The following is a 23,578-nucleotide window of genomic DNA, read 5'->3' as shown; positions in this document are numbered from 1 at the left end:
CGGCAAGCCACTGGCGGTTGGGAAGCCCCGGGACAGAGCCTAGCGCGGGAAAGGCTCCGCAACAAACGCCGCGACCTCGGAACGGTTCCGATACACCAGGGGCAGCCATGCGCGATCGGCCGGCCGCAACCTGCATTTCCACGTGATGTCAATGACATGAACGCAGGAGCCGCGCCTTCTCTCCGCGCGGGGCCGTTGCTAATCTGCACGAAAATAATGGGATGACCAGGACTCGGGTCGGGAGTGAATGAGATGCGCTTGAAGGACAAGGTTGCGATCGTCGTCGGCGCCGGCCAGAGCCCCGGCGAAGGCATGGGCAACGGCCGCGCCACTGCGCTGACCTTCGCGCGCGAGGGCGCGAACGTCTTGTGCGTCGACCATCACCTGGAGTCGGCGCAGGAAACGGTTGCGATGATCTCCGCGAAACACGGCACCGCCGCGGCCTTCAAGGCCGACGTGACCAAGGCTGCCGACATCAAGGCGATGGTGGCGGATGCACAATCGCGCTGGGGCCGGATCGACGTGCTGCACAACAATGTCGGCGTCAGTCTATCCGGCGGCGATGCCGAATTGCTGCAATTGACCGAAGAGGCGTTCGACCGCGTCGTCGCGATCAATTTGAAGAGCTGTATCCTCGCCGCGAAAGAAGTGATCCCGATCATGCGCATGCAGCGAAGCGGCGCTATCATCAACATCTCATCAATGGCGGCGATCACGACCTATCCTTACGTTGCCTACAAGGCGACGAAATCGGCGATGATCGCCTTCACCGAACAGCTCGCCTACCAGAACGCCGAATACGGCATCCGCGCCAACGTCATCCTGCCCGGCCTGATGAACACGCCGATGGCCGTCGATACCCGTGCGCGCGAATGGCACAAGACCCGCGCCGAGGTCGAAGCCGAACGCGACAGCAAGGTGCCGCTGCGAAAGAAAATGGGCACCGGATGGGACGTCGCCAACGCGGCGCTGTTCCTGGCGTCGGATGAAGCGGGCTTCATCACCGGCGTGACGCTGCCGGTGGACGGCGGGGCGAGCGTGAGACGGGGGTGAACGGAGGCGAAAGACGCTGCCCTTCCCTTCTTCCCCTGTGGGAGAAGGTGGCGCGAGCGCCGGATGAGAGGTCTGCCTCTGCACACTCAACGAGAGTTGGACTCGCGGAGAGAGACCCCTCACCCGGCTTCGCTGCCGCGAAGCCACCCTCTTCCACAAGGGGAGAGGGTTCATGGTCACTGCCGCGTGCTCGTCACCCGCCAGATTGTCCCATTGCCATCCTCCGACACCAGCAGCGATCCGTCCTTCGCAACCGCTACGCCCACTGGCCTGCCCCACACCTCCGTGTCGCTCACGACAAACCCCGTGACGAAATCCTCATACTCGCCCGTCGGCTTGCCGTCCTTCATCTTGATGCGGATCACCTTGTAGCCGGTGCGCTTCGACCGGTTCCACGAGCCGTGCTCGGCGGCGAAGGCGTCGCCCTGGTACTCGGACGGAAACTGCGTGCCTTGATAGAACGTCATACCGAGCGACGCCGAATGCGGCTGAATCAGCACATCCGGCATCGTCACCTTGTCCTTGAGGTCCGGCCGCGCGCCAGCGTGGCGCGGATCCTCGTTGTTACCGATATAGAACCATGGCCAGCCGTAGAAGCCGCCCTCCTTCACGGAGGTCACGAAATCGGGCACGAGATCGTCGCCGAGGCCGTCGCGTTCGTTGGTCGAGCACCAGGGCAGTCCGATCTGCGGCTGGATCGCAAGGCCGACACAGTTGCGGATGCCGGTGGCGTAGATCTTGCGCTCCTTGCCGTCAGGATTGAAGGCCAGCACGGCGGCGCGCTCGGTCTCGCTGGCCCAGGCCGCGCCGAGCGGTTGCGCTTTCGACCACGCCTCCATTCCGCCCGGCGGCGTGCCCATGCCTTCGGCGACGTTGCTGAGCGATCCGACCGACACCAGCATGCGCTTGTTGTCAGGCGTGAAGACGATGTCGCGGGTGGAATGGCCGCCATCATGCGGCAGGCTCGCCACGATCGTCTCGGCCTTGCCGCGCGCCTTGAGATCGCCGGCCTGATAGGGAAAGCGGACGACGCCGTCGGTGTTGGCGACATAGACCCATTGCGGGTTGTCGCCATTCGGAAAGAAGGCGATGCCGAATGGCTGCCTCAACCCGGTCGCAAACACCTCGTTGGTTGCGACCTTGCCGCTCTCTCCAGCGCGAAGCACGCGGATGGTGCCCGCCCGCGTCTCGGCGACGAGCACATCGCCGTTCGGCGCCACCCGCACGATGCGCGGCGCGCGCAGGCCCTCGGCGAACAGCTCGATCTTGAATCCGGCCGGCACCTGAAGCTTCGCGTCCGGCGGACGCGGCACCACGCGCGACGAACTCGCCACCGAGCGTGTCGCACCGGGCCTGACCAGATCCTGCGGCCGGATCAGCCTGACCGTGCCGGGCTTGTCGGCCCGCCAATCACCATAGGCGTCCTTGCCCTGCAGCACCGGCTCGGCCTGCGCGCCAGTCGCAACCAGCAGTCCCGCGGATATCGCTACGGACAGAATTCTGCTCTTCACGTTGTCCTCCCAGCCTGCAGCCTCGAACATCGACACCACCGCGGCAGGTCCCTGCCGCATCCCTCGTCAGCTGATGCCCGCACCATGTGCATCAGGTGCAGGCCATCGTACTGGAAAACACCGCGGATAGGTGCGACACATTGTTAGGGCGGGGGTTGCGGTCATCAAAGCTGCGGCATCGCTGTCGCAATTGACGGGATGATCATGTGGGGATCCATCATATCGGAATGGGCGAGCTTGCTGCTCCGCTGGCTGCACGTGGTCGCCGCGATCGCCTGGATCGGCAGTTCCTTTTATTTCATTGCCCTCGATCTCAGCCTCAAGCCGAAGGCTGAGCTGCCCGACGGCGTGCAGGGCGAAGCTTGGCAGGTCCATGGCGGCGGCTTCTACCGGATCATGAAATATCTGGTGGCCCCGAACCAAATGCCGGAGGAGCTGACCTGGTTCAAATGGGAGGCCTACACCACTTGGCTGTCCGGATTCGCGTTGATGGTAGTGGTGTATTATCTCGAGGCCGATCTGTTCCTGGTCGACAAGTCGATCCTCGACCTCACGCCATTGCAAGCCGGCCTGTTCAGCTTGTGCAGCCTCGCGCTGGCGTGGCTGCTCTACGAGGCCGCCTGCCGCACCGGGCTTGCACAGCGCGAGCTGCCCTTTGCCATCGGCGGCTATCTGTTCCTGGTCGCGCTGACCTATGCGTTCACCCATGTGCTGAGCGGCCGCGGCGCCTTCAACCAGATCGGCGCGATCATCGGCACCATCATGGTGGCCAATGTTTTTGCCCTGATCATCCCGAACCAGAAGAAGATCGTGGCCAGCCTGATCGCCGGGCAAGCACCCGATCCAAAGCTGGGCAAGGCCAGCAAGGAGCGTTCGGTCCACAACAACTATCTGACCCTGCCGGTCGTCGTGTTGATGATCAGCAACCACTATCCCCTGCTCTACGCCACGCGCTTCAACTGGATCATCGTCGCGATCATCCTGGCGCTCGGCCCCGTGATCCGCCACTTCTTCAACGAGCGCCACGCGGGACGCAAATCGCCGTGGTGGGTGTGGGGGGTAGCGGCAATCGGCGTAATCGCGATCCTCTTCCTTTCCGCGGCCGGCCCGCGCGAGGTCAAGACAAGCGCGCTGTCGTCTCAGCCAACGCTCGCCAATGTCGAGGAGATCGTGATGTCCCGTTGCAGCATGTGCCATGCGGCCGAGCCGGTCTGGGCCGGCATTGTGACCGCGCCGAAGGGCATTTTGCTCGATGCGCCCGAGCACATCCACCGCAACATCCGCCTGATCGGCCGTGTCGCGGCCTGGTCGAGCGCGATGCCGCCGGGCAACATCACCGAGATGACCAGCGAGGAGCGTGCGATCCTTGCCGCCTATATCGAACAGGCGCGCTGACGCCACTACGCGTCGATGCCGCATTTCGCGGAATGAAATTCCATATGGCCTGTCGATTAGAAAATGACTTGACCGCTTATCCGGCGTAGACAAGACCTTGCGGTCGCCGGCGCGGCCTGAAGTCAGTTTGCATTCGCGGGGAAAGAACAGTGGCCCTCAACAACGTCATCGGGATCGACCACGCCGTGGTCATGGTGCAGGACCTCGACAAGGCCGCCGAGAACTACCGGCGGCTCGGTTTCACCGTCTCCCCGCGCGGCACGCATAGTGCGCATATGGGCACCGGCAACTACACCATCATGTTCGACCCCGACTATATGGAGCTGCTCGGCGTGCTCACTGCGACCGAGCACAACGCGCCGGCGCGGGCGTTCCTGGACAAGCACGGCGAAGGCATCGAGCGTATCGTCTTCACCGCGGTTGATTCCGCGGCGGGCGCGGAGGAGATCCGCGCGCGTGGCCTGACGCCGGTCGGCCCGACTGATTTCGAACGGCCGGTGACGCTGCCGAATGGCACGATCTCCGCGGCAAAATTCCGCACCTTCATGTGGCCGACCGCGGAAGCGCCCGGCGGCGTGCGCATCTTCGCCTGCCAGCACAAGACCCATGAGACCGTGTGGATCCCCGAGCTGATGCAGCACGCCAATGCGGCCAAGCGGATCAAGCAGACGCTGATCGCAACGCCCGAGCCGGCGCAGGAAGCCGCGCATCTCGGACGGCTGATCGACCGTGAGCCGAAGGCCGAAGTCGATGGCGCGGTCACGGTGCCCTCCGGCGGCGATCGCGCCAACTTCGTCTATTTGACGCTGGCCCAGCTCGCCAAGCGCTATCCCGGCGTACCGCTCGCCGGCCTCTCCGAGCGTGGTGGCGCGGCGCTGGTGCTCGTCAGCGGCGATCTCGCGGCAACCGAGAGGGCGCTGGGCTCGGCGGCCGTGCGCAGTGGATCTGCGATCTGCGTGCCGCCGGCCAGGGCCAACGGCACCCTGCTCGCTTTCATTGCCGGCTGATTTGAACTAATTCTTTAACGCCTGTTTACCCGGCGGCTCTAGGATTCCCGCGATCCAAGCCACCGGGGCCAGACGCATGTTCAAAGAGGGATCGCCGATCGCCTATGACGCGCCGGCCGAGTTGAAGAAGTGGCCGTCGCTGAAGGGCGAGAGGCAGAAGGACAGAGGTCCGCCATATCTCGTCTACAACGGCTCGCTGGCCGACTGCGTCCGCGAGCTGATGGGCAAGCCGATCAAAGGCATATCGCTCTACGACATCATGACGAAGCCGCAAGCCGCCTTCGACCAGACCGTGCTGTCGCCCGGCGATGCCGCCGAGATCGCGATGCGCAAGGATTTCCCCAAGGCCTAATTCGAGGACTGGTTCGCGGCGCGCGTGCCGGCCGCCTTGCCCTGCTGCTTCGCGGAGGATTCCGTTGGCGCATCGAGGAAGACGACGGGCGTGCCACGCTTGACGTTCTCGCCGAGCACGCGCGCGTCCCAATTGGTCAACCGGACGCAGCCGTGGGACGCCGACTTGCTGACCCTGTCAGGCTCCGCCGTGCCATGAATGCCGTAGCCCTGCGCCGACAAGCCAATCCAGTACGAACCCACCGGATTGTTCGGCCCCGGCTTGATCTCGAACGGCCTTTTGGATTTCACGCTCTTGAACTTGTACTCCGGATTGTAGTGGTAGGTCGGCTGCTCATTGGTGCCGGTGACCTTGAGCGTGCCCGTCGGCGTCGGGCGATCCGGACTGCCGATTGACGCCGGATAGAACGCGACCAGCCGACCAGACCCCTCGTAAGCCTTCAGCGTCGCGTGCGTCTTGTCGATCTCGATCCGAGCGATCCGCGGAAGCTCTCGTCGCGCCGGCACGTTGGCCACGGCAATTGTCTCGCCGGCTTTGTCGAACGCCTTTCCCGGATTGAGCGCCTTCAACAACTCTTCGCTCATGTGGAATTTTTCCGCGAGACCTTCGAGCGGACTGGTGTAGCTGAGCGCCTCCACCGACTTCATGTCATCGAGCTTGGCCGGCAGCTTCTTGAGAAACGGTCCCTTCACATCTGCGTCGGTGATCTTGTAGTCGACGAGGACAGAACCTTCGCTCGCTGCGTTCAGCTTGTCCCAGAGTTCAGGGGCGATCGTCTTGTCGAAGCCGACACCGTTCTGCTCGGCAAACGCCGTCAGCGCCTTCTGCGCATTTTCGCCGAGCTTGCCGTCGATCTGGCCGGGAGAGAATTGCGCGCGATCGAGCAAAATCTGAAGCTTCGTCACCGGCGCGGTGATCTTGTCCGCGGCCGGCTGCTTTTCGGGGCGCGCAGCATCATTCACCGCTCTCGCATCGAGATTGCCTGCGAGCGCCGGGCAGACGAACCACAGTGACATCACCACGCCAAGCATCCATCGCATCATGATCGTCCCGAACAATGACCCGAAAATCCGCGGGCAGTTTCTTCTTGGGAACACCGTAGTAACACCGAAGGAACCGACGAGACCGCAGCTTTGCCGCAATCGGAAGGTTAAGAACTCCCTATCGCCGGCGCATCGCTGGCCGTTCACCCACAGTTCGAGGTTGCCCCAGCAAATGCGATTTGTCGTCGCGGCTTGCGCCGCGTTTCTGATTCTGATGTGCGACCTCGATCTGTCGGCGTCGCGGCAAACATCAACTGCCGACACCGCCGTTCTCAAGAACAATCATGCCTCGCCACTTGTTCCCGTCGTCGAACTCTTCCTTGCCAGCGTGCAGGCCATCGAGCTCGCCAACGCGCGCGCGGCGTATGAGGAAACAATCGAGCCACCGCGCGCGGCCGAACCTGTCGCCGAGGGGCCGGTTTCACCGACAGACAAATTCTGCCACGCGCTTCGCGAGGCCGCCGAGGCCAGCGGCATTCCCGTGCCCTTCTTTGCCCGCCTGCTCTGGCAGGAGAGCCGCTTCAAATCCAACGAGGTCAGCCAGGCCGGCGCCCAGGGCGTCGCGCAGTTCATGCCCGGAACGGCTGCGGAGGTGGGGCTCGACGACCCCTTCGATCCGATGAAGGCGCTGCCCGCATCGGCGAAATTCCTGCGCAAGCTGCGCGACGATTTCGGCAATCTCGGCTTGGCGGCCGCCGCCTACAATGCAGGCCCGGGCCGCATCCAGAAATGGCTTGCCAAAGAGAGCGAGCTGCCGCGCGAGACGCGCGACTATGTCCGCATCATCACCGGCACCAAGGCCGAGGACTGGACCGAGCGATCCGAGGCGCTAGCGATCCGGATCGACCTGCCGCGCGAGGCGCCCTGCGAAGGTTTCGGCAGTCTCTCGAAGACAAAGGACGTCGCCTGGGTTCCGGTCAACCTGACGCCTTCGGTCACGACGATCATTCGCAAGGCCGAGCAGCTTGCCGCGCGCCAACCGACGAACCGCGCGCGCAAGCGGTTCGCCATTATGCTTCGGAAGAATGCCACGGCCCATGGCAAGGCGCGCAGCATGATCGCGGCACGCGCGGCCGGTAAGAGCGCGAAGGCCCGCGCCGTTCGCTTCGCATCACGCGAACGGCCATCGGGTTAGTGTTCGGAGCCACTCGCTTGAGTGGCTCCGACGCGCTAGTCGATTTCCTCGATCACACGGCGCTCACGAGGTTCGATGACGTAGGTCCGGGTGTCGCGGTGGATGTAGCGGTATTCCCGCAGATCCGGCGCGTCCCGATAGACCGTGCTCGGGAATTCCTCGACCTCGACGCTCTCGGGGAGACGGTCACCGACGCGGATGTCCGTGCGTACGGTGCTCCCGGTGGTCCGCGCCTCGCTCCGCCCTTCGGTGCGAGTCTTCGCATGCTTGCGGATCGCATCACGATCGCGATCGGAGAACTTGCTGGCGCTGCGCTCGCGCGTGGTCGTGGTCGCCGTGGACTGCCCCGAATACGGCAGCACCGTCACGATCTTGTAGCTCGCTGGATCGACCACGACGATCTGATCCTTGACCAGAGCAAAGCTGTAGCCGCGATATTGCGGCACGATCTCGACGACGTCAGGCGGCAGTGTCGAGAGATGAACGTCGCGCGGCACCACCGTGCCGACATTCAGCGAGAAATTGACGCTGGTCACAGGCCGAACGTTCAGGCGCGAGATCGAGGTGCTGATCTTGGTCTCCTGCTGCCGGTTGAGATTGACGTCGGTCCGCGCTGCCGCCTGCGAACCGGTGCTGGACCGCTCGCCCTGGGCCTGATTGCCGGCTGGCGCATTCGGCGCCTGCTGAGCCTGATTGGTCGGGGATGCAGCGGGCGCCTGCTGGGCCTGATTGCTGTTGGCGGGCGGCGGATTGGACCGATCCTGCGCCTGGTTGGTGTTCGCCGGCGGCGGGTTGGTGCTCTGCTGGGACGCAGGCTGGTTGCCGGTCGTGTTCGAGCTTGCCGTGCCGCTCTGCGGCGGCGAGGTGCCCGTGCTGTTCGTCGCGTTGTTAGATGTGGCGGAGCCGGAATTGGCGGCCCCGGATGGCGGCGTGGTGCTCTGCGTCGTCTGCGCCGAGTTTCCTGTCGCCGGTGATTGCTGCGGCTGTGATGTGGTCTGCTGCTTATCAGCCGCAGACGGCGCAGCGGTGGACGGCGCTGTCGAATTTGATTGGGACGGCGGGCTCTGATCGGACTTCGTCGTCGCGCCGGGCGATTGCGCAAAGGCGGCGTTCGCCAGCACCAGCCCCAATGCGGTGGTTGCCAACAGGCGGATCATGGTTCACTCCCTTTTATCAAATGAACGTTGGCTACTAACCTGCGCTAAAACAGCCGGTTCCACTTTTTCCCGAGAAAGGCGAGCCCGCTTCCGCACGGAACCTGCAAATGCCATCGAAGAGTGCCGGGATCATCGCCTATCGGAAGCGGCGGACGCTCGAGGTTCTCCTCGTTCATCCCGGAGGACCGTTTTGGCGCAACAAGGATCTCGGCGCATGGTCGATCCCGAAGGGTGAGTATGCCGACGACGAAGATGCAGAGATCGCCGCGCGGCGAGAGTTTGCCGAGGAGCTTGGACTTGAAATGTCCGTGCCGCTGACCGCGCTGGGTCAGGTCAAGCAGCGCGGCGGCAAGCTCGTTACCGCGTTCGCGGCCGAGCTCGATCCCGACGTGCGCAGCGTTCGCAGCAACAATTTCGAGATGGAATGGCCGCCGCGCAGCGGCAAACGGCAGACATTCCCGGAGGTCGATCGTGCCGAATGGTTCGCGCTCGAAGAGGCGCGTACGAGGATCAACGCAGGACAACGCCCGCTGCTCGATCGGCTGGAGCAGCTGGCCGGCGGCGAATAGCGCCTCGTGCTTGCATGCCCTGGCCGACCACCTCTTACTCGGCCTTGATGTTCGCGGCCGTCACCACGTCGGCGAGCTCTTTCGTCTCCTTGGCGATCTTGGCGGCGTAGTCGGCCGGGCTGAGCACGGACACGACGCCCTGCGAGCCGAGCTTCTGCTCGATTGCAGGATCCTTGGCAGCCGCGACGATCTCCCGGTGCAGCGTCTCCAGGATCGGCGCCGGCGTCGACTTCGGCATGAAGAAGCCGACCCAGAACGAGATGTCGAAGCCGGGATAGCCTGCTTCCGCGACGGTCGGCACGTCGGGCAGCGCCGGCAGCCGATCGGCTGACGACACCGCGAGCGCGCGCAGCTTGCCGGCCTTGACCAGCGGCACGGCGGAGAGCGGATCGAACACCGCCAGCACCTCCTGCGCGAGGATGCCGACCTCGGCGGCCGAACCGCCGCGATAGGGCACGTGGATCATCTTGGTCCCGGCCTTCTGGCTGAGCAGCTCCATGGCGAGATGGGCAAGGTTGCCGTTGCCGCCCGAGCCGTAAGCCAGGGCGCCGGGCGCGGCCTTCGCCGCTGCGACGAGATCGGCCACGGTCTTGATATCAGCCGTCTTGGGATTCTCCGGATTGACCACGAGCACAAGCGGCGCCGACACGACGGTGGTGAGCGGCGCGAAGTCGCCTTGCGGGTCGTAGCGGATGTCCTTGAACAGCGTCTTGTTGAGCGTGATGGTGGACGAGTTGCAGGCGAGCATCGTGTAGCCGTCCGCATCCGCACGCGCGACGCCTTCGGCGGCGATCATGCCGTTGGCGCCGGCGCGGTTCTCGACAACGAAGGGCTGCCCGAGCTTGCTGCTCAGGCGATCGCCGATGATGCGCGCAACGACATCGACCGGACCGCCGGCGCTGAAGCCGACCATGACCTTGACCGGCCGCACCGGGTATTTTTGCGCCACGGCCTGCGTCGACAGCGCAGAGGCGCACAATCCGGCGATGACTGCCAGCAGGCGGGCGGTTCGTTGCATTGGTTCTCTCCCCAGACCTCATCGCGCGCCGCTTGTGCAGGCTTGTTGGTGCGACGCGTGTGGAGATCATGAATAGCTATCGCGCCGGATTTCGCAATCGCGTTTCCGCGGACGCGATGCCCAAGCAATTCCGCCGCACGGCAGGTGCGGACCGCAACAAAACAAAAACGCGAAAACAACCCCATGCACAGTAGCCGGCCGCTGTCGGAACAAGGACTTACGCAGGATCTTTTTCGGATCTTGCGAATTCGATTTGACTCGTCGGGCGACACACGGGCATAATGGCATCATCGCGACATTCCGCCCTCATCCACATCGCCCCGGCCATGGGCGAGGCGAGGCGGATTCGCGTAAGCCCCTCATCAACATCTGGAAAATCGTAAACCGCCGCACGGCAGGTGCGCGGGTCGACCTCGCACAGCGAGCCCTCGCGCCTGCACGGCCCCAAGGAGACATTGACATGACGACAGCCCTGACACGCAACAGCACGAGCCCCGTCGCGGCAGACGATCGCAGCAGGCAGAGCCCGCGGATCAAGCTCACCCGACGAAGCATCGTGATCCAGCATCCCGACGCGCAGGCAGGCGAGCGGCTGATGGCCGAGGCGCTCGGCGCGGTCGACAGCGACGCGCTGCATGGCATCCTCAAGCAATTGATGAAAGCCAGCGTGATCCTAAAGAAGCCCGACGAGGACAATCTCGCCTTCATGATCTCGATGATGAAGGGCATCGCGCCCAGGGATTCCCTCGAGGCCATGCTGACCGCACAGATGGTGTCCGTTCACGTCGCCACCATGCGTTCTGCCTGCCGGCTCGCCTTCACCGAGAACCTCTCGCAGCAGGAAGGCATCTCACGCACATTGACCCGGCTGGCCCGCACCTTCTCGGCCCAGATGGAAGCCCTCAACCGCCACCGAGGCAACGGCGAGCGTCCGATCACCGTGCAGAATCTGTCGGTGCAGGACGGCGGCAGCGCGATCGTGGGGAATGTCACGCAACAGGCGAATCTGATCGCTGCCGAGCCGGCCACCGCGACAGACGCGGGACTGGTCCCTTCCCGCGAAGCCGGCGAACACGACCGGGCCGAGGCCATGCGCGGCAGCACCGCATGAGTGCCAATCACATCCGCAACACGCGCGCGATGTCGGCGAGCCCACGCTGCGGCGCCGGCACTCGCAGCGGCCTCGCCTGCCGCGCGCCGGCCATGCGCGGCAAGCTTCGCTGCCGCATGCACGGCGGTGCGCCGGGATCTGGCGCACCATGGGCAAACCGCAACGCGCGCAAGCATGGCACCTTCACACAGGAGCGGATTGCGGAGCGAAGGGCGATCCGGACGCTGCTGGGCGAGGCGGGAAAGCTGCTGATGGATTTAGATCGCGCCCCGCAAGAACGGATCAAATCATCTGACACCGAGGGCGGATGATCCAAGAACAGGCCATATGGCATGTGGTCTATTCAACCCAATGTCGGCGGCGTCCAATCTTAACGGAGGTTAGTGGAACTCAACGAAAGTTCCTCGATTCCTGCGCGTTTAGGGGCGCTGCCGTATTTAGGCTCAGAATTGTTTTGTCTCTGCGGCGGGGCGGGCTTCATCAACCTGGAGACCTGCGATGTACCGTTACGTTGCGTTTGCGTTTGCTTTTGCTTTCATTATTGCAATTTCCTCTGGCGTCGCCGATGCGCGCCCCTTCCGATCTCACCTCGCGGCGCCGCCCGAATGCAACGTCATCATGCCGTGCGACTTCTCCGGTTCGTACATGCGCGGTCGCACGACGTCGTCGCCATTTCGCGCGCCACGCGAGGTGACGGGGCGCACCGCTGCGACGCGGATTGCCACGGCGGAAGGCGCGGGCCGGATCGTCGGCGGCCGCCCTTCCGGTTGCCCACACTCCTTCTGCGGTTGCGCAGCATCGCTACGCGTGTTCGGCCGCATCGTGCCGGGATTGAATCTGGCGGCCAACTGGCTGCGCTTTCCGCGGACGTCGCCGGCGCCGGGAATGGTCGCCGCGCGACATGGTCATGTCTTCGTCCTCGAGCAACATATCTCAGGCGATGTCTGGATGGCGTATGACGGTAATTCAGGAGGCCGGGCAACACGCATTCACGCGCGTTCGTTGCGGGGCTATGTGGTGGTCAATCCGCGGACTGCGTGATCTGCGCCTGCAGAGGGTGCAAGCCAATGCTCCTGGCATGCTGGCCATGTCAGGAGCCGCCCGGGCAAACGGCGGTCCCGCGGCATGAACTGATCCCGCCGAGAACAGATGTCGCCATGCCATTACTCCGCCTTGGCACCGTCGCTCCGATCGTGTAACGCGACACGAAAGTTGCCGGGACGGGATACTCATGGAGACTGCCGCTGCCGACGACGCGGGCACCGCCACCCGCGCGCTGATCCTTGCGCTCGTCGCGTTGGCGTGCGGTCACATGCTCTCGACTCTGCTCCGCACCATTCCCGCGGTCAGCCTCGATCTCATGGCCGCAGATTTCCATCTTGAGCCGCAGACGCTGGCGAGCCTCACCTCGATCTATCCTTTCGCCTTCGCCGCGGCGCAGATCCCCGTTGGGGCGGCGATGGACCGGTTTGGCGTGCGACCGGTGTCGCTGAGCCTGCTCGTGGGGACCGTGTTCGGCGCGGTCGCGTCGGGATTTGCGACCGGCCCTGCGAGCTTCGCGGTCGGGCAGTTCATGCTGGGGGTTTCCACCTCGGGCATGCTGATGTGCCCGATGACGCTGGCAGCCAAGCAATTGTCGGCGGCGCGGTTCGGGCTGTGGTCAGGCGCGATCCTCTCGATCGGCAATATCGGCATGCTGCTGTCGTCGAGCCCGCTCGCCTTCGTGGTTGACAATTGGGGGTGGCGCGCCGGCTTCTGGATGTCCGCTCTCGGCGGAGTTGCGGTCACGCTCGCCGTGTTCGCGCTAGTGCCGAAGCAGGCGGCCGAACACAAGGACGAGTCCTCGCCGCTGTCGCAGATGATCGAGGTGCTCAGGCTCGGTCTCTCGCGTCCCTTGCGGGGCCTGATCGCGCTGGCCCTGGTGTCGCTGGCGACCTCGCTGGTGCTGCGCGGCCTGTGGGGCGGACCGTGGTTGATGCAGGTGAAGGGATTGTCGCGTGTCGAGGCCGGCAACCAGCTCGGCGCGTTCACGCTGGCGATGATCATAGGTCCGCTTCTTGTCGGCATGATCGACCGCAGGCTCGGCCGCCGCCGCGATCTGGTGGCAGGCTCGCACATGGTCGGGGCGCTGCTGCTGGCGTTGATGGCGTTCGGGGCTCCGCATTATGCGGTCTCCGCGCTGTTCGGCGTGCCGGTGATGCCGCCGCAATACGACCTCGTGCTGTTGGTGCTCATTGGTCTTGCGACGTCGGCCCAGCCGCTGCTGTTCGGCATGTCGCGGCAGCTGGTCGACGCGCAGACGACGGGCAAGGCGCTCGCGGCCGTGAACCTCGCCTTCTTTCTCGGCGCGGCCTTGATGCAATCGGTGACCGGCGCGGTGGCGGCGCTCGCTGGGCTGCCGGCCGTGCTGCTGTTCATGGCAGCGATGCTGGCAGTCGGCGTGCTGGTCTTCCTGGCCTATACGTCGCCGCTTCGCGGAACAGGCTGAGCGCTTCGCTCACGCCACCCTTGCACGCTTCCAGGCCATCATGAGGCCCGGGATCAGTACTTCGCGACCACCGGTCCGCCGAAGCGATAATTCACCCTGAGAGTTGCTTGCTCGACCGTCAGCCGCGAGCTCGCCGTCCCCGTTGCGAACACGCCGCCAAGGCCGTCGGGAACGGTGAAGGCGACGCTGCGGCTGCCGAAGTCGGTGTAGCGATATTCGCCCGCCAGGCTCCAGTTCGGGTTGAACGCCCATTCGATGCCGCCGCCGACAGTCCAGCCCCAGCGCGTCGTAGAACCGTTCGTTGCCGTGAAACTTCCCGCCGGGATGGCAATGCCCGGGCCGTTGGCGACCGTGGTCCTGGAACCGCCGATCTCGGCGACGGCGGCACCGCCGGTGACGTAGAACATCGCCCGGTCCACCGTGACGCCGGCGCGACCGCGGAAGCTGGCCATCCAGTCGATATGACCGAAATCGACCGTCACCGTCTGGGTCACCGGCGGCGCAAACGTCGGGGCACCGAAGGTGCGCGAAGCGCTGGCGCTGCTCCCGCTTAATCCGGTGCCGACCGCGTCGGCCTCCACGCCGAGCACGAACTGCTGGACCTGCCAATTGTAGCCGATCTGGCCGCCGCCGATGACACCGCTGTGGCGGCCGCCGCCAGCAAGGGTGCCAGTCTGTCCGGGAACAATCGTCAGCACGGCCGCGACCGGGGGCGCCACAGCGAAAGCAGGGAACAGCGGTCCGCCATCGCTGCCGCCGCCGCCGGGAGTCCAGGCGCCGCCGACATTGGCGCCGACATAGAATCCGGTCCAGCTGAAGATCTGCGCGGCGACCGGCGCAGGTCTCGCCTTGACCGCCATATCCGCAGCATTCGCCGCCACGACACCGAAGAATAAGGCACTTCCCGCAATGGCTGCGATCCGCATCATCGTCCTCAATACCTCTAGGCAAGTGTCAGCGTGCCGCCGCACCAAATAACACCCTAAGTTAGAGGCGAATCGCAGCCCAAGCTGTCACCGGACGGCAACATCCAGACACATTGTGTCTGCGCGACGCGATGCCCGCGCCGGCTGATCGCCTCGGCCATACGGCCCGGCCCTGGGCCGCGTCGAGGCCGTCCCGGGACCATGCGCGCCCGGCAACGCAGCGCTGGACTTCATGCGTCGAGGCCGCCTTGCACAACGGCGTGCTGCAAGGGATGCTGACAAGCATCGTGCATCAAGGGAATGAACTCATGCCTGTCGACACCAAAGCCGCCACCGACCGCCTCATGCGCTTCCTCGCCGTCGAGGGCGTGACCGGACAGGAGGCGGCGATCGGGCGGGAGCTGATGGCCGCGCTGAGGGAGAGCGGCGTGCCGGCGAAGGCGATCCGGCTCGACGATGCCAACAGCCGCATTCCCGTGCCGACCGAGACCGGCAATCTCATCGTCGACCTGCCCGGCCGCGGCGCGCTGCACAACCAGCCGCGGATCATGTTCATGACCCACATGGACACCGTGCCGCTCTGCGCCGGTGCCAAGCCGAAAAAATCCGGACGCAAGATCGTCAACGAAGCCAAGACCGCGCTCGGCGGTGACAACCGCTGCGGCTGCGGCGTGCTGGTGACGCTGGCGGCCGAGCTCGCCAAGCAGAAGCTCGATCATCCGCCGATTACGCTGTTGTTCTGCGTGCGCGAGGAGAGCGGGCTCTATGGCGCGCGCCACGTCAAGCTGGACGAGCTCGGCTCGCCCGTAATGGCTTTCAACTACGACGGCGGCTCGGCCTCCAACGTCGTCATCGGCGCGGTCGGCGCCGACCGCTGGACCGTGGAGATCTTCGGCCGCGCCTCGCATGCCGGCGTCGCGCCGGAGCGCGGCATCTCCTCGACCATGATCATGGCGCTCGCGCTCGCGGACGTGAAGGCCGGCGGCTGGTTCGGCAAGGTGGTGAAGGGCAAGCAGCAAGGCACCAGCAATGTCGGCCCCGTCACCGGCGGCGAAGGCCGCCCGGCGGGCGATGCCACCAACGTTGTCACCGACTACGTGCATGTGCGCGGCGAAAGCCGCAGCCATGACGGAAAATTCTTCAAGGAGATCACGAAAGCCTACAAGGCCGCGTTCGAGAAGGCGGCCAAGAAGGTGACGAACGCGCAAGGCAAGTCCGGCAAGGTCAAGTTCAAGGCCGAGACCGACTATTATCCGTTCCGCATGAAGGACAGCCAGCCCGTGATCAAGCGCGCGGTCGAGGCCGTATCCGCAGTCGGCGGCACTCCGAATGTCCGCACCGCCAATGGCGGCCTGGATGCCAATTGGATGGTCCGTCACGGCATTCCGACCGTGACCTTCGGCGCCGGCCAGAACGAGGCGCACACGATCGACGAATGGATCAATCTCGACGAATACGATCGAGCGTGTGCGCTGGCGGTGCAGCTTGCGACGATGCGGTGAGCATAGAGCAGCTTGTAGGATGGGTAGAGCGTTAGCGAAACCCATCGCTGCTTGCGAAGATGAAGATGATGGGTTTCGCTGCGCTCTACCCATCCTACAAACAAAAATAAAAATCGGGAGAGGAACATGCCACACATCGCAAATATCGAATCCGCCCTCTACCGGATACCCCTCCCCGTCACGCTGTCCGACTCCACGCATGGTGAGATCGCAGCGTTCGAGCTGATCACCTGCCGCATCCGTGATGCCGATGGCGCCGAAGGTGTTGGCTACACTTACACGGTGGGCCGTAACGGCGGCGCCGTCGCCGACATCCTCAAGCGCGAAATTCCGGGGCTGGTCGAGGGCCGCGAGGCCGACGACACCGAAGCGATCTGGCATCAGGTCTGGTGGGCGCTGCATTATGGCGGCCGCGGCGGGCCGGTGGTGCTGGCGCTCTCCGCGCTCGACATCGCGCTGTGGGATTTGAAGGCGCGGCGCGCGAAGCTGCCGCTGTATCAATTGCTCGGCGGCTTCGATGCGCGCGTGCCGTGCTATGCCGGCGGCATCGACCTCGATCTCTCCGTCGATGCGCTGCTCAAGCAGACCGACGGCAACCTCGCCAAGGGATTTCGCGCCATCAAGATGAAGGTCGGCCGGCCCGACCTGAAGGCCGACGTCGCGAAGGTCTCCGCGATGCGGCAGCATCTCGGCGACGGTTTTCCGCTGATGGCGGATGCCAACATGAAATGGACCGTCGAGGAAGCGATCCGCGCGGCCCGCGCGTTCGCATGCTATGACCTCACCTGGCTCGAGGAGCCGATCATCCCTGACGATGTCGCAGGCCACGCGCGCATCATGCAGGAGGGCGGTGTGCCGATCGCGGCGGGCGAGAATTTGCGCTCGCTGTGGGAGTTCAAGACCTACATCGCCAGTGGCGCGGTGTCCTATCCCGAGCCCGACGTCACCAATTGCGGCGGCGTTAGCGCCTTCATGAAGATCGCGCGCCTGGCGGAAGCCTTCAACCTGCCCGTCACCAGCCACGGCGCGCACGACATCACCGTGCATCTGCTCGCGGCCTGCCCGAACCGCTCCTATCTGGAGGCGCACGGCTTCGGGCTGGACAAGTACATCGAGCACCCGCTGGTGCTTCAGGACGGCAAGGCGCTGGCGCCGGACCGCCCCGGGCACGGCATCAGCTTCGATTGGGCGGGGCTGGCGAAGCTGGCGGCGTAGGGCGATCCGTAGCCGGAGGTGCGCCCCCTCTCCCGCTTGCGGGAGAGGGTTGGGGAGAGGGTGTCTCCGCAGTGAGATCCCCAATGACGATCGAGCCCTCTCCCGGCCTCTCCCGCAAGCGGGAGAGGTGAAGCGAAGCGCGTGGCGCAGCCGGTCTGCCCCAGCAATTACCGCAAGCTTTGCTGCACGCGAGCCATTCCAGGGCGCTTGGTGCGACCGACGAATAATCCGCTATGGTGCCCTCAACCGACATTTTGCGAGAGACCCCTGCCTTGACACCCGAGCTGCACCAGAAACTGACCGCGTGGCGCCGGCACCTGCATGCCCACCCGGAGCTGTCGCTCCAGGAGAAGGAGACCGCTGCCTTCGTGCAGGACAAGCTCACCGAGCTTGGCATTCCCTTCGAGTCGGCAATCGGCGGCCACGGCATCGTCGCGACCTTGACGCGCGGGCATGCGCAGAGCCGCGTCGGCTTGCGCGCCGACATGGACGCGCTGCCGATCACCGAGGATACCGGACTTGCCTACGCCTCCAGGACATCAGGCGTGATGCATGCCTGCGGCCATGACGGCCACACCGCCTCGCTGCTCGGCGCCGCCGCGCTGCTCGCCACCGACACCGACTGGAGCGGCACGGTCGATTTCATCTTCCAGCCGGCCGAGGAAGGCTTTGGCGGCTCGCGCGCGATGGTCGCGGCCGGGCTGTTCGACCGCTTTCCGATGGAACGGGTATTCGGCTTTCACAATTGGCCGGGCCTTGCCGCCGGCACCATCGCCGTGCATGACGGCGTCGTCATGGCCTCCGGCGGGCGCGTCATCATCACCATCGAGGGCCATGCTGGCCACGCCGGCATGCCGCATCTGACGCGCGATCCGGTGATGGCGGCCGGCCATCTGATCGTGGCGCTGCAAGCGATCACCTCCCGCAGCGTCGATCCGCTCGACACCGCGGTGCTGTCGCTCTGCACGATCGAAGGCGGCACCGCGCCGAACCAGATCGCCGGACGCGTGACCATCCGCGGCACGCTGCGGTACCACCGCGAGGCGGTCAAGGGCGTCATCCTCGACGGGATCGAGCGCACCTGCGCCGGGATCGCGACGAGCTTTGGCGTCAAGGTCACGCCCGAGATCGTCATGGGCGTCGGCGTCGTGATCAACACACCTGACGAAGCTGGCCTGGCACGCATCGCTGCGGAGAAGGTCCGGGCCGAGCTGCGCCGCGACCTCGCGCCCAGCATGGCTGGCGAGGATTTTGCCCATTATCTGCAGCAGCGGCCGGGCGCCTTCGTCTGGATCGGCAACGGCGAACTGCGCGACGGCGCCGAGCTGCACGGCCCGCGCTACGATTTCAACGACGCGATCCTGCCGGTGGCAGCGAGCTGGATGGCCGAAGTGGCCAAGGCGGCGCTGGCGTCGAACTGAAGCACGACAACATGAGACGCAGTCGCTGCAACGAGGGAGCTGCACTCCCTCTCCCGCTTGCGGGAGAGGGTTGGGGAGAGGGTGTTTCCGCAATGTGACAATCCCCAAGAGGAGAAAGCCCTCACCCGCGCCATAGGCGCGACCACTCCCGCAAGCGGGAGAGGTGAAGGAGCCCCGATCCGTTTCACGAGATCTCGCGCGGAAGCTTCCAGTCCGGCCGCGGCGCGAACGTCTCTTCCACCTGTGCGACGTGATATCCCTCCGGGAGAAGCCGGCCGCCCTCCTCGTCGGCCACGGGAACGTCGGTCACCAGCCCCTCGATCAAGGCGGCCTCCCACACCTCTTTCTCGGTGGGAAAGGGATCGCCGATCTGCTTGTTGCCTTCAAACAGCGCGTACATCGGTTCCGGTCCTGCGTTGATCAAGCTCACGAGCAACGTATCGGCGGCACGGACGTTCCTTCCGGCAAATGGCAACGGATGGCACGTGACACATGGCGCGCGTTCTGATCGGCACCTCCGGCTGGCACTACGATTCCTGGCGTGGGCCGTTCTTTCCCGAGGGCGTGACGCTGAAGCAGCAGCTCAGCTACTACGCCGGACAGTTCGACACCACGGAGCTGAACGGCGTGTTCTACCGCACGCCGACGCCCGAAGCGGTGAAAGGCTGGCGCGAGCAGACCGGCGGCGACTTCGTGTTCGCCTGGAAGGCGTCCAAATTCATCACGCATTGGAAGCGCCTGTCGGAGCGCTCCGTCAACAGCCTCGAGCTGCTGGAGGACCGCATCTCACGGCTCGGCGGCAAGGCCGGCCCCATCCTGTTCCAGTTGCCGCCGCAATTCGAGGCGAACGCCGACCGGCTCGCGTCCTTCTTCAAGCTGTTGTCGCGGAAACGGCGCTACAGTTTCGAATTCCGTCATCCGAGCTGGTATCAGCCGCGCATCCTGCGAATGCTGGCGGACGAGAACATCTCGCTCTGCCTGTCCGACCATCACGATGCGCCGGCGCCATGGAAGCGCACCGCGGATTTCGTCTATGTACGCGGACACGGGCCAAGCGGGCGCTATCACGGGCACTATACCAAGGCCGCGCTGGCGCAATGGGCCAAACGCATCAAGTCCTGGAAGCGTCAGGGCTGCGACGTCTACGTTTATTTCGACAACGACCAGAAGAGCGCGGCACCGGCCGACGCGCAGGCCTTGAAGCAATTGCTCTAGATGACACCGCCTTGCCGAAGCGCCGCGATCGCGGCCGCATCATAGCCGAGCTCGGCGAGGACGAGATCGGTGTGCTCGCCGAGTGTCGGCGGACGGCTCGCGATTTCACCCGGCGTTTCCGACAGCCTGACCGCAGCACGCGTCACCGGCGCGGGCTTCGGCAGGCCGGGATAGTCGACGTCCTGCATGAAGCCGGCCGCGCGGATGTGCGGATGATCCAGCGCCTGTTGCGGTGAGAGCACGGGCCCGGTCGGAATCATCGCCTTGCCCAGCGCATCGACGGCGTCCTGCGTGGTGCGCTCGGCGCACCAGCGCGCCATCCGCTCGCTGATGACGGGGCCGTTATTGCCGCGGCTGATGTCGTCGGCAAAGCGCGGATCGTTCAGCCACAAATCCTCCTCGCCCATCAGCCGCGCCCAGCGCTTGAACAGCGGATGGCCGGTGACCTGGCACAGCACCCAGCCGTCCCTGGTGCGGTAGATGTCGGCGGGCGCCGCGGTCTGGCCGAGATTGCCCGTCGGGACGCGGTTGACGTTGATCACCGCCTGCTCGATCAGCGTCGCATTGGTGAAGGACAGCGCGGTTGCGAGCAGCGCGCCCTCGACGATCTGCCCGCGCCCGGATTTATCGCGCTCGATCAGGGCTGCGAGCGTGCCAAACGCGCAATGCAGCGCAGTGCCGAAATCGACCCAGTTCACCGCGGCGCGAAACGGCGGATCCCCGGTGCCCGTCATGTAGACCGAACCCGACATGACCTGTCCGACACCGTCGAAACCGACGCGGTCGGACCACGGCCCCGGCCCGCCGAATGCGGTTGCCGTCGTCAGGATGATGTCGGGCTTGATCGCCTTGAGCGACTCGTAATCGAGCCTCATCGCGCGCAGGGTCTGCGGCGGCAGATTGGCGACGACGACGTCCGCGGTCGCAACCAGGCGGCGCATCACCTCCTGCCCTTCCGGCTTCATCGGATCGAGCGTGACGCATTTCTTGTTGCGGTTGACCTGGAGGAACAGCGCGCCTTCGCCGCCCTCCCCGACCGGCGCCACGAAGCGATCCTCGCTGCCCTCGCGCTTCTCGACGCGGATGACCTCGGCACCGAACTCCGCCAGCAGGGTCGCGCAATAGGGGCCCGCAATGTAGCGCCCGAAATCGAGGACGCGCACGCCCTCCAGAACTCCTCCCATCGATCCCTTCCCTGAATTTTTGGAGAGATTACAGGGAACGGCTGCCACGGCAAGGTGGCAACGGCCATCTTGCGCTGCTCTCGATATTTCATCGGTGCCCCGTTTCGGCGGGCGGAAATTCTGCTCTAATATGCACCTGTCCATCCCCCAGCCAGAGCGCCCATCCATGCCGCAACAATTCGACCGATCCGCAGAAGATCTCGGCAATGCCATCCATTTCGAGCACGTCAACATCCAGGTTCCGGATCAGCGCCTCGCCACCCTGTTCTACGTCGCAGGGCTCGGGCTCACCCGCGATCCCTATCTGATGGTGTCGGACACCAATATGTGGATCAACGCCGGACGGAGCCAGTTTCACCTGCCGAGCGGCAGGGCGCAGGTGCTGCGCGGCCATATCGGGCTGGTCATCGCGGGGCGCGAGGCGCTGCTGGCGCGGCTTGCGTCGGTCGCGAAGAAACTCGAGGGCACGGCCTTCGCCTTCGCCGAGCGCAACGACCATGTCGAGGCGATCTGTCCCTGGGGCAACCGCCTGCGCTGCTACGAGCCCGACGCCGCGCGCTTCGGGCGTATCGCGCTCGGCATTCCCTATGTCGAGTTCGACGTGCCCATGGGATCGGCGCGCGGCATCTGCGCCTTCTACCCCGAGATCATGGGCATGCCATCGGAGTTGTGGAATGGCGACGGCACGGTCGCCGCCGTGAAGACGGGCCGCAACCAGCATCTGTTGTTCCGCGAGACCGATCGGTCGCAGGGCGACTATGACGGGCATCACGTGCAGATGTACATCACCGATTTCTCCGGCCCGTATCGAAAACTCCTGGCGCGCAGACTGGTCTCCCGCGAGGACAATCAATACCAGTACCGGTTCTGCGACATCGTCGAGCTCGACAGCGGCAAACCTCTGTTCACGGTGGAGCACGAGGTGCGCAGCGCTACCCATCCAATGTTCATGCGGCCGATGGTCAATCGCAATCCGGCGCTCAATAACCGGAATTACGCGTACGGCCACGACCAGTCCCTGTGGGCGATGGGACCGGACCAGTACGAGGGCTAGTCCTCACGCCGCCGATCGATCCAGCAAGCCATGTTGGAGCGAATCGAGCAGGCGCTGCTCGCGCTCGATCCGGGCGCGATAGAGCTCGCGTTCGCTCTCGCTTCTGGCACCGGCCAGCAACATGCGATAGTGCCCGATCACCTTCTCGCTGCCGCTGATGAGGAGGTTGCGGACGTCACTCATCGTTCCGCTCCTGCAGCAGTGGACACCGATGGCATGTTCGGAAGGCTGAATGCAGCCGGGACGGCATCGCCGGTAAGAGCCTCGAGCGCGGTCTGCTCCTCGGCGAGGCGTCGTTCGATAAACTGGCGCTCAATGTCCGACAGCCTGGTCTTCAGCAAGCGTCGATAACGAGACAAATTGTTGCGGTGCGCGCGGATGCGGGCGAAATCCTGATCGAGCATCGGTCGTCACTCCTGACGGTCTTTCACGGTCCTTTTCGATTTTGCGGTGCAGGAAGAAACTATCTTCCGGCGCAAAAAATATTCAGGCGCGTTGTCCTGTCAAGACGCTGTTTCGCCGCTCCCCCGACGGCGCCGGCGGCCCCTCAAAAAAAATTTCGGGCTCCCTCTTGCAAGGTCCTTGCGCCGCTCTAATTCGTTTTTCGCCGCGAGAGCGGTGCGCCGGATGCCCAATCGGGTTCGGCGCGGGCGCCGGGCCGGGTCTTCGGACCCGCTTCCGATTCCCTGTCTTGCGCTCCTTCGTAACCATCTTGCTCTTTGGAGGACTTGGTATGAGGACCACCTTTGACTTCGCGCCGCTGTGGCGCTCCACCATCGGCTTCGATCATCTGGCCGACCTCGTCGACAGCACGCTGCGCCAGGCGGGCGAGGACAACTATCCGCCCTACAACATCGAGCGCTCCGGCGAAGACCAATACCGGATCACGCTGGCCGTGGCGGGCTTCGGCGTCAACGACATCGCCGTGACCGCCGAACAGAACGCGCTCACCATCGAGGGCCGGAAGCCCGACAGCGCCACCCGCGAATATCTCTATCAGGGTATCGCGGCGCGTCCGTTCCGCCGCGTGTTCAATCTCGCGGACTACGTCCAGGTGAAGCAGGCGGCTTTCCAGGACGGTCTCCTGGTCATCGACCTCCTGCGCGAGATTCCGGAAGCCATGAAGCCGCGCCGGATCCAGATCGCGGGGGCTGCGTCACCGCAGATCGAGCAGAAGAAGGCCGCCTAATCGCGCCCGACGCGGTCGACGTGCCTGCGACCA

Annotated in this window: 25 protein-coding genes; 16 read left to right on the top strand and 9 right to left on the bottom strand. The window is 64.9% G+C overall.

All coding sequences use genetic code 11. The features are described 5' to 3' along the window. The first annotated feature begins 252 nt into the window (after window positions 1–252). Entirely contained in the window at window positions 253–1,053 is an 801-nt protein-coding gene (locus tag IVB26_RS12920) for an SDR family NAD(P)-dependent oxidoreductase (protein ID WP_247972009.1), read from the top strand. 176 nt (window positions 1,054–1,229) lie between these two features. On the opposite strand, the gene IVB26_RS12915 is transcribed toward IVB26_RS12920, so the two are convergent. Further along, window positions 1,230–2,564 carry a PQQ-dependent sugar dehydrogenase gene (locus IVB26_RS12915; RefSeq protein WP_247972008.1) on the bottom strand — a complete coding sequence of 445 codons (1,335 nt, stop codon included), beginning with the start codon at window positions 2,562–2,564 and terminating at the stop codon, window positions 1,230–1,232. 204 nt (window positions 2,565–2,768) lie between these two features. On the opposite strand from IVB26_RS12915, the gene IVB26_RS12910 reads away from it, so the two are divergent. From IVB26_RS12910 to IVB26_RS12900, 3 genes are all read left to right on the top strand, one after another. Continuing rightward, complete coding sequence (locus IVB26_RS12910; RefSeq protein WP_247972007.1) at window positions 2,769–3,959, top strand: urate hydroxylase PuuD; 1,191 nt, start codon at window positions 2,769–2,771, stop codon at window positions 3,957–3,959. Between the two features lie 149 nt (window positions 3,960–4,108). Next, window positions 4,109–4,966: a VOC family protein gene (locus tag IVB26_RS12905; protein WP_247972006.1), complete on the top strand. Its 858-nt coding sequence runs from the start codon at window positions 4,109–4,111 to the stop codon at window positions 4,964–4,966. Between the two features lie 76 nt (window positions 4,967–5,042). Next, complete coding sequence (locus tag IVB26_RS12900; RefSeq protein ID WP_247972005.1) at window positions 5,043–5,318, top strand: hypothetical protein; 276 nt, start codon at window positions 5,043–5,045, stop codon at window positions 5,316–5,318. Here IVB26_RS12900 and IVB26_RS12895 read toward each other — a convergent pair. Then, window positions 5,315–6,361: a L,D-transpeptidase gene (locus IVB26_RS12895; protein WP_247972004.1), complete on the bottom strand. Its 1,047-nt coding sequence runs from the start codon at window positions 6,359–6,361 to the stop codon at window positions 5,315–5,317. The genes IVB26_RS12900 and IVB26_RS12895 overlap by 4 nt on opposite strands. 172 nt (window positions 6,362–6,533) lie before the next feature. Here IVB26_RS12895 and IVB26_RS12890 point away from each other — a divergent pair, with 172 nt between their 5' ends. Then, entirely contained in the window at window positions 6,534–7,496 is a 963-nt protein-coding gene (locus IVB26_RS12890; RefSeq protein WP_247972003.1) for a lytic transglycosylase domain-containing protein, read from the top strand. Window positions 7,497–7,531: 35 nt separating this feature from the next. Here IVB26_RS12890 and IVB26_RS12885 read toward each other — a convergent pair whose 3' ends face one another. Then, entirely contained in the window at window positions 7,532–8,653 is a 1,122-nt protein-coding gene (locus IVB26_RS12885) for a DUF1236 domain-containing protein (RefSeq protein ID WP_247972002.1), read from the bottom strand. Between the two features lie 107 nt (window positions 8,654–8,760). On the opposite strand from IVB26_RS12885, the gene IVB26_RS12880 reads away from it, so the two are divergent. Then, window positions 8,761–9,222 carry an NUDIX domain-containing protein gene (locus tag IVB26_RS12880; RefSeq protein WP_247972001.1) on the top strand — a complete coding sequence of 154 codons (462 nt, stop codon included), beginning with the start codon at window positions 8,761–8,763 and terminating at the stop codon, window positions 9,220–9,222. Between the two features lie 34 nt (window positions 9,223–9,256). Here the strand turns inward: IVB26_RS12880 and IVB26_RS12875 are convergent, their stop codons facing one another. After that, on the bottom strand, window positions 9,257–10,240 hold the full coding sequence (locus tag IVB26_RS12875) for a Bug family tripartite tricarboxylate transporter substrate binding protein (RefSeq protein WP_247972000.1): 984 nt from the start codon (window positions 10,238–10,240) through the stop codon (window positions 9,257–9,259). A 460-nt stretch (window positions 10,241–10,700) separates the two neighbouring features. Here IVB26_RS12875 and IVB26_RS12870 point away from each other — a divergent pair, with 460 nt between their 5' ends. From IVB26_RS12870 to IVB26_RS12855, 4 genes are all read left to right on the top strand, one after another. Further along, window positions 10,701–11,351 (top strand): hypothetical protein, encoded by a 651-nt coding sequence (locus tag IVB26_RS12870; RefSeq protein ID WP_247971999.1) that lies wholly within the window; start codon window positions 10,701–10,703, stop codon window positions 11,349–11,351. Continuing rightward, a complete protein-coding gene (locus IVB26_RS12865; RefSeq protein WP_247971998.1) occupies window positions 11,348–11,662 on the top strand; it encodes an HGGxSTG domain-containing protein in 315 nt (104 codons plus the stop codon). Before IVB26_RS12870 ends, IVB26_RS12865 begins: the two co-directional genes overlap by 4 nt. Before the next feature lie 187 nt (window positions 11,663–11,849). Beyond that, window positions 11,850–12,392, top strand: coding sequence for a hypothetical protein (locus IVB26_RS12860; protein WP_247971997.1), 543 nt, complete (start codon window positions 11,850–11,852; stop codon window positions 12,390–12,392). 190 nt (window positions 12,393–12,582) lie between these two features. Beyond that, window positions 12,583–13,839, top strand: a complete 1,257-nt coding sequence (locus IVB26_RS12855; RefSeq protein ID WP_247971996.1) for an MFS transporter — start codon at window positions 12,583–12,585, stop codon at window positions 13,837–13,839. 53 nt (window positions 13,840–13,892) lie between these two features. On the opposite strand, the gene IVB26_RS12850 is transcribed toward IVB26_RS12855, so the two are convergent. Next, window positions 13,893–14,768 (bottom strand): outer membrane protein, encoded by an 876-nt coding sequence (locus tag IVB26_RS12850; protein WP_247971995.1) that lies wholly within the window; start codon window positions 14,766–14,768, stop codon window positions 13,893–13,895. A gap of 305 nt (window positions 14,769–15,073) precedes the next feature. On the opposite strand from IVB26_RS12850, the gene IVB26_RS12845 reads away from it, so the two are divergent. From IVB26_RS12845 to IVB26_RS12835, 3 genes are all read left to right on the top strand, one after another. Further along, window positions 15,074–16,267 carry a M20/M25/M40 family metallo-hydrolase gene (locus IVB26_RS12845; protein WP_247971994.1) on the top strand — a complete coding sequence of 398 codons (1,194 nt, stop codon included), beginning with the start codon at window positions 15,074–15,076 and terminating at the stop codon, window positions 16,265–16,267. Between the two features lie 126 nt (window positions 16,268–16,393). Next, a complete protein-coding gene (locus IVB26_RS12840; RefSeq protein WP_247971993.1) occupies window positions 16,394–17,482 on the top strand; it encodes a mandelate racemase/muconate lactonizing enzyme family protein in 1,089 nt (362 codons plus the stop codon). Window positions 17,483–17,754: 272 nt separating this feature from the next. Next, entirely contained in the window at window positions 17,755–18,903 is a 1,149-nt protein-coding gene (locus tag IVB26_RS12835; protein ID WP_247971992.1) for an amidohydrolase, read from the top strand. 184 nt (window positions 18,904–19,087) lie between these two features. Here IVB26_RS12835 and IVB26_RS12830 read toward each other — a convergent pair whose 3' ends face one another. Further along, window positions 19,088–19,303 carry a hypothetical protein gene (locus IVB26_RS12830; RefSeq protein WP_247971991.1) on the bottom strand — a complete coding sequence of 72 codons (216 nt, stop codon included), beginning with the start codon at window positions 19,301–19,303 and terminating at the stop codon, window positions 19,088–19,090. Window positions 19,304–19,395: 92 nt separating this feature from the next. On the opposite strand from IVB26_RS12830, the gene IVB26_RS12825 reads away from it, so the two are divergent. Next, window positions 19,396–20,118 (top strand): DUF72 domain-containing protein, encoded by a 723-nt coding sequence (locus tag IVB26_RS12825; protein WP_247971990.1) that lies wholly within the window; start codon window positions 19,396–19,398, stop codon window positions 20,116–20,118. Here the strand turns inward: IVB26_RS12825 and IVB26_RS12820 are convergent. Continuing rightward, a complete protein-coding gene (locus tag IVB26_RS12820) occupies window positions 20,115–21,302 on the bottom strand; it encodes a CaiB/BaiF CoA transferase family protein (RefSeq protein ID WP_247971989.1) in 1,188 nt (395 codons plus the stop codon). The genes IVB26_RS12825 and IVB26_RS12820 overlap by 4 nt on opposite strands. Window positions 21,303–21,468: 166 nt before the next feature. Between IVB26_RS12820 and IVB26_RS12815 the strand changes: the two genes are divergently transcribed. Continuing rightward, window positions 21,469–22,356: a hypothetical protein gene (locus tag IVB26_RS12815; RefSeq protein WP_247971988.1), complete on the top strand. Its 888-nt coding sequence runs from the start codon at window positions 21,469–21,471 to the stop codon at window positions 22,354–22,356. 3 nt (window positions 22,357–22,359) lie between these two features. Here IVB26_RS12815 and IVB26_RS12810 read toward each other — a convergent pair whose 3' ends face one another. Together IVB26_RS12810 and IVB26_RS12805 are read right to left on the bottom strand one after the other, a co-directional pair. Next, window positions 22,360–22,539 carry a hypothetical protein gene (locus IVB26_RS12810; RefSeq protein WP_247971987.1) on the bottom strand — a complete coding sequence of 60 codons (180 nt, stop codon included), beginning with the start codon at window positions 22,537–22,539 and terminating at the stop codon, window positions 22,360–22,362. After that, window positions 22,536–22,760 carry a hypothetical protein gene (locus IVB26_RS12805; RefSeq protein ID WP_247971986.1) on the bottom strand — a complete coding sequence of 75 codons (225 nt, stop codon included), beginning with the start codon at window positions 22,758–22,760 and terminating at the stop codon, window positions 22,536–22,538. Before IVB26_RS12805 ends, IVB26_RS12810 begins: the two co-directional genes overlap by 4 nt. 329 nt (window positions 22,761–23,089) lie before the next feature. On the opposite strand from IVB26_RS12805, the gene IVB26_RS12800 reads away from it, so the two are divergent. Continuing rightward, entirely contained in the window at window positions 23,090–23,545 is a 456-nt protein-coding gene (locus IVB26_RS12800; RefSeq protein ID WP_247971985.1) for an Hsp20 family protein, read from the top strand. Window positions 23,546–23,578 lie beyond the last annotated feature (33 nt).

Source organism: Bradyrhizobium sp. 195 (assembly GCF_023101665.1).
Taxonomy (GTDB): Bacteria; Pseudomonadota; Alphaproteobacteria; order Rhizobiales; family Xanthobacteraceae; genus Bradyrhizobium.
This window is presented reverse-complemented; position numbering and strand designations above follow the sequence as displayed.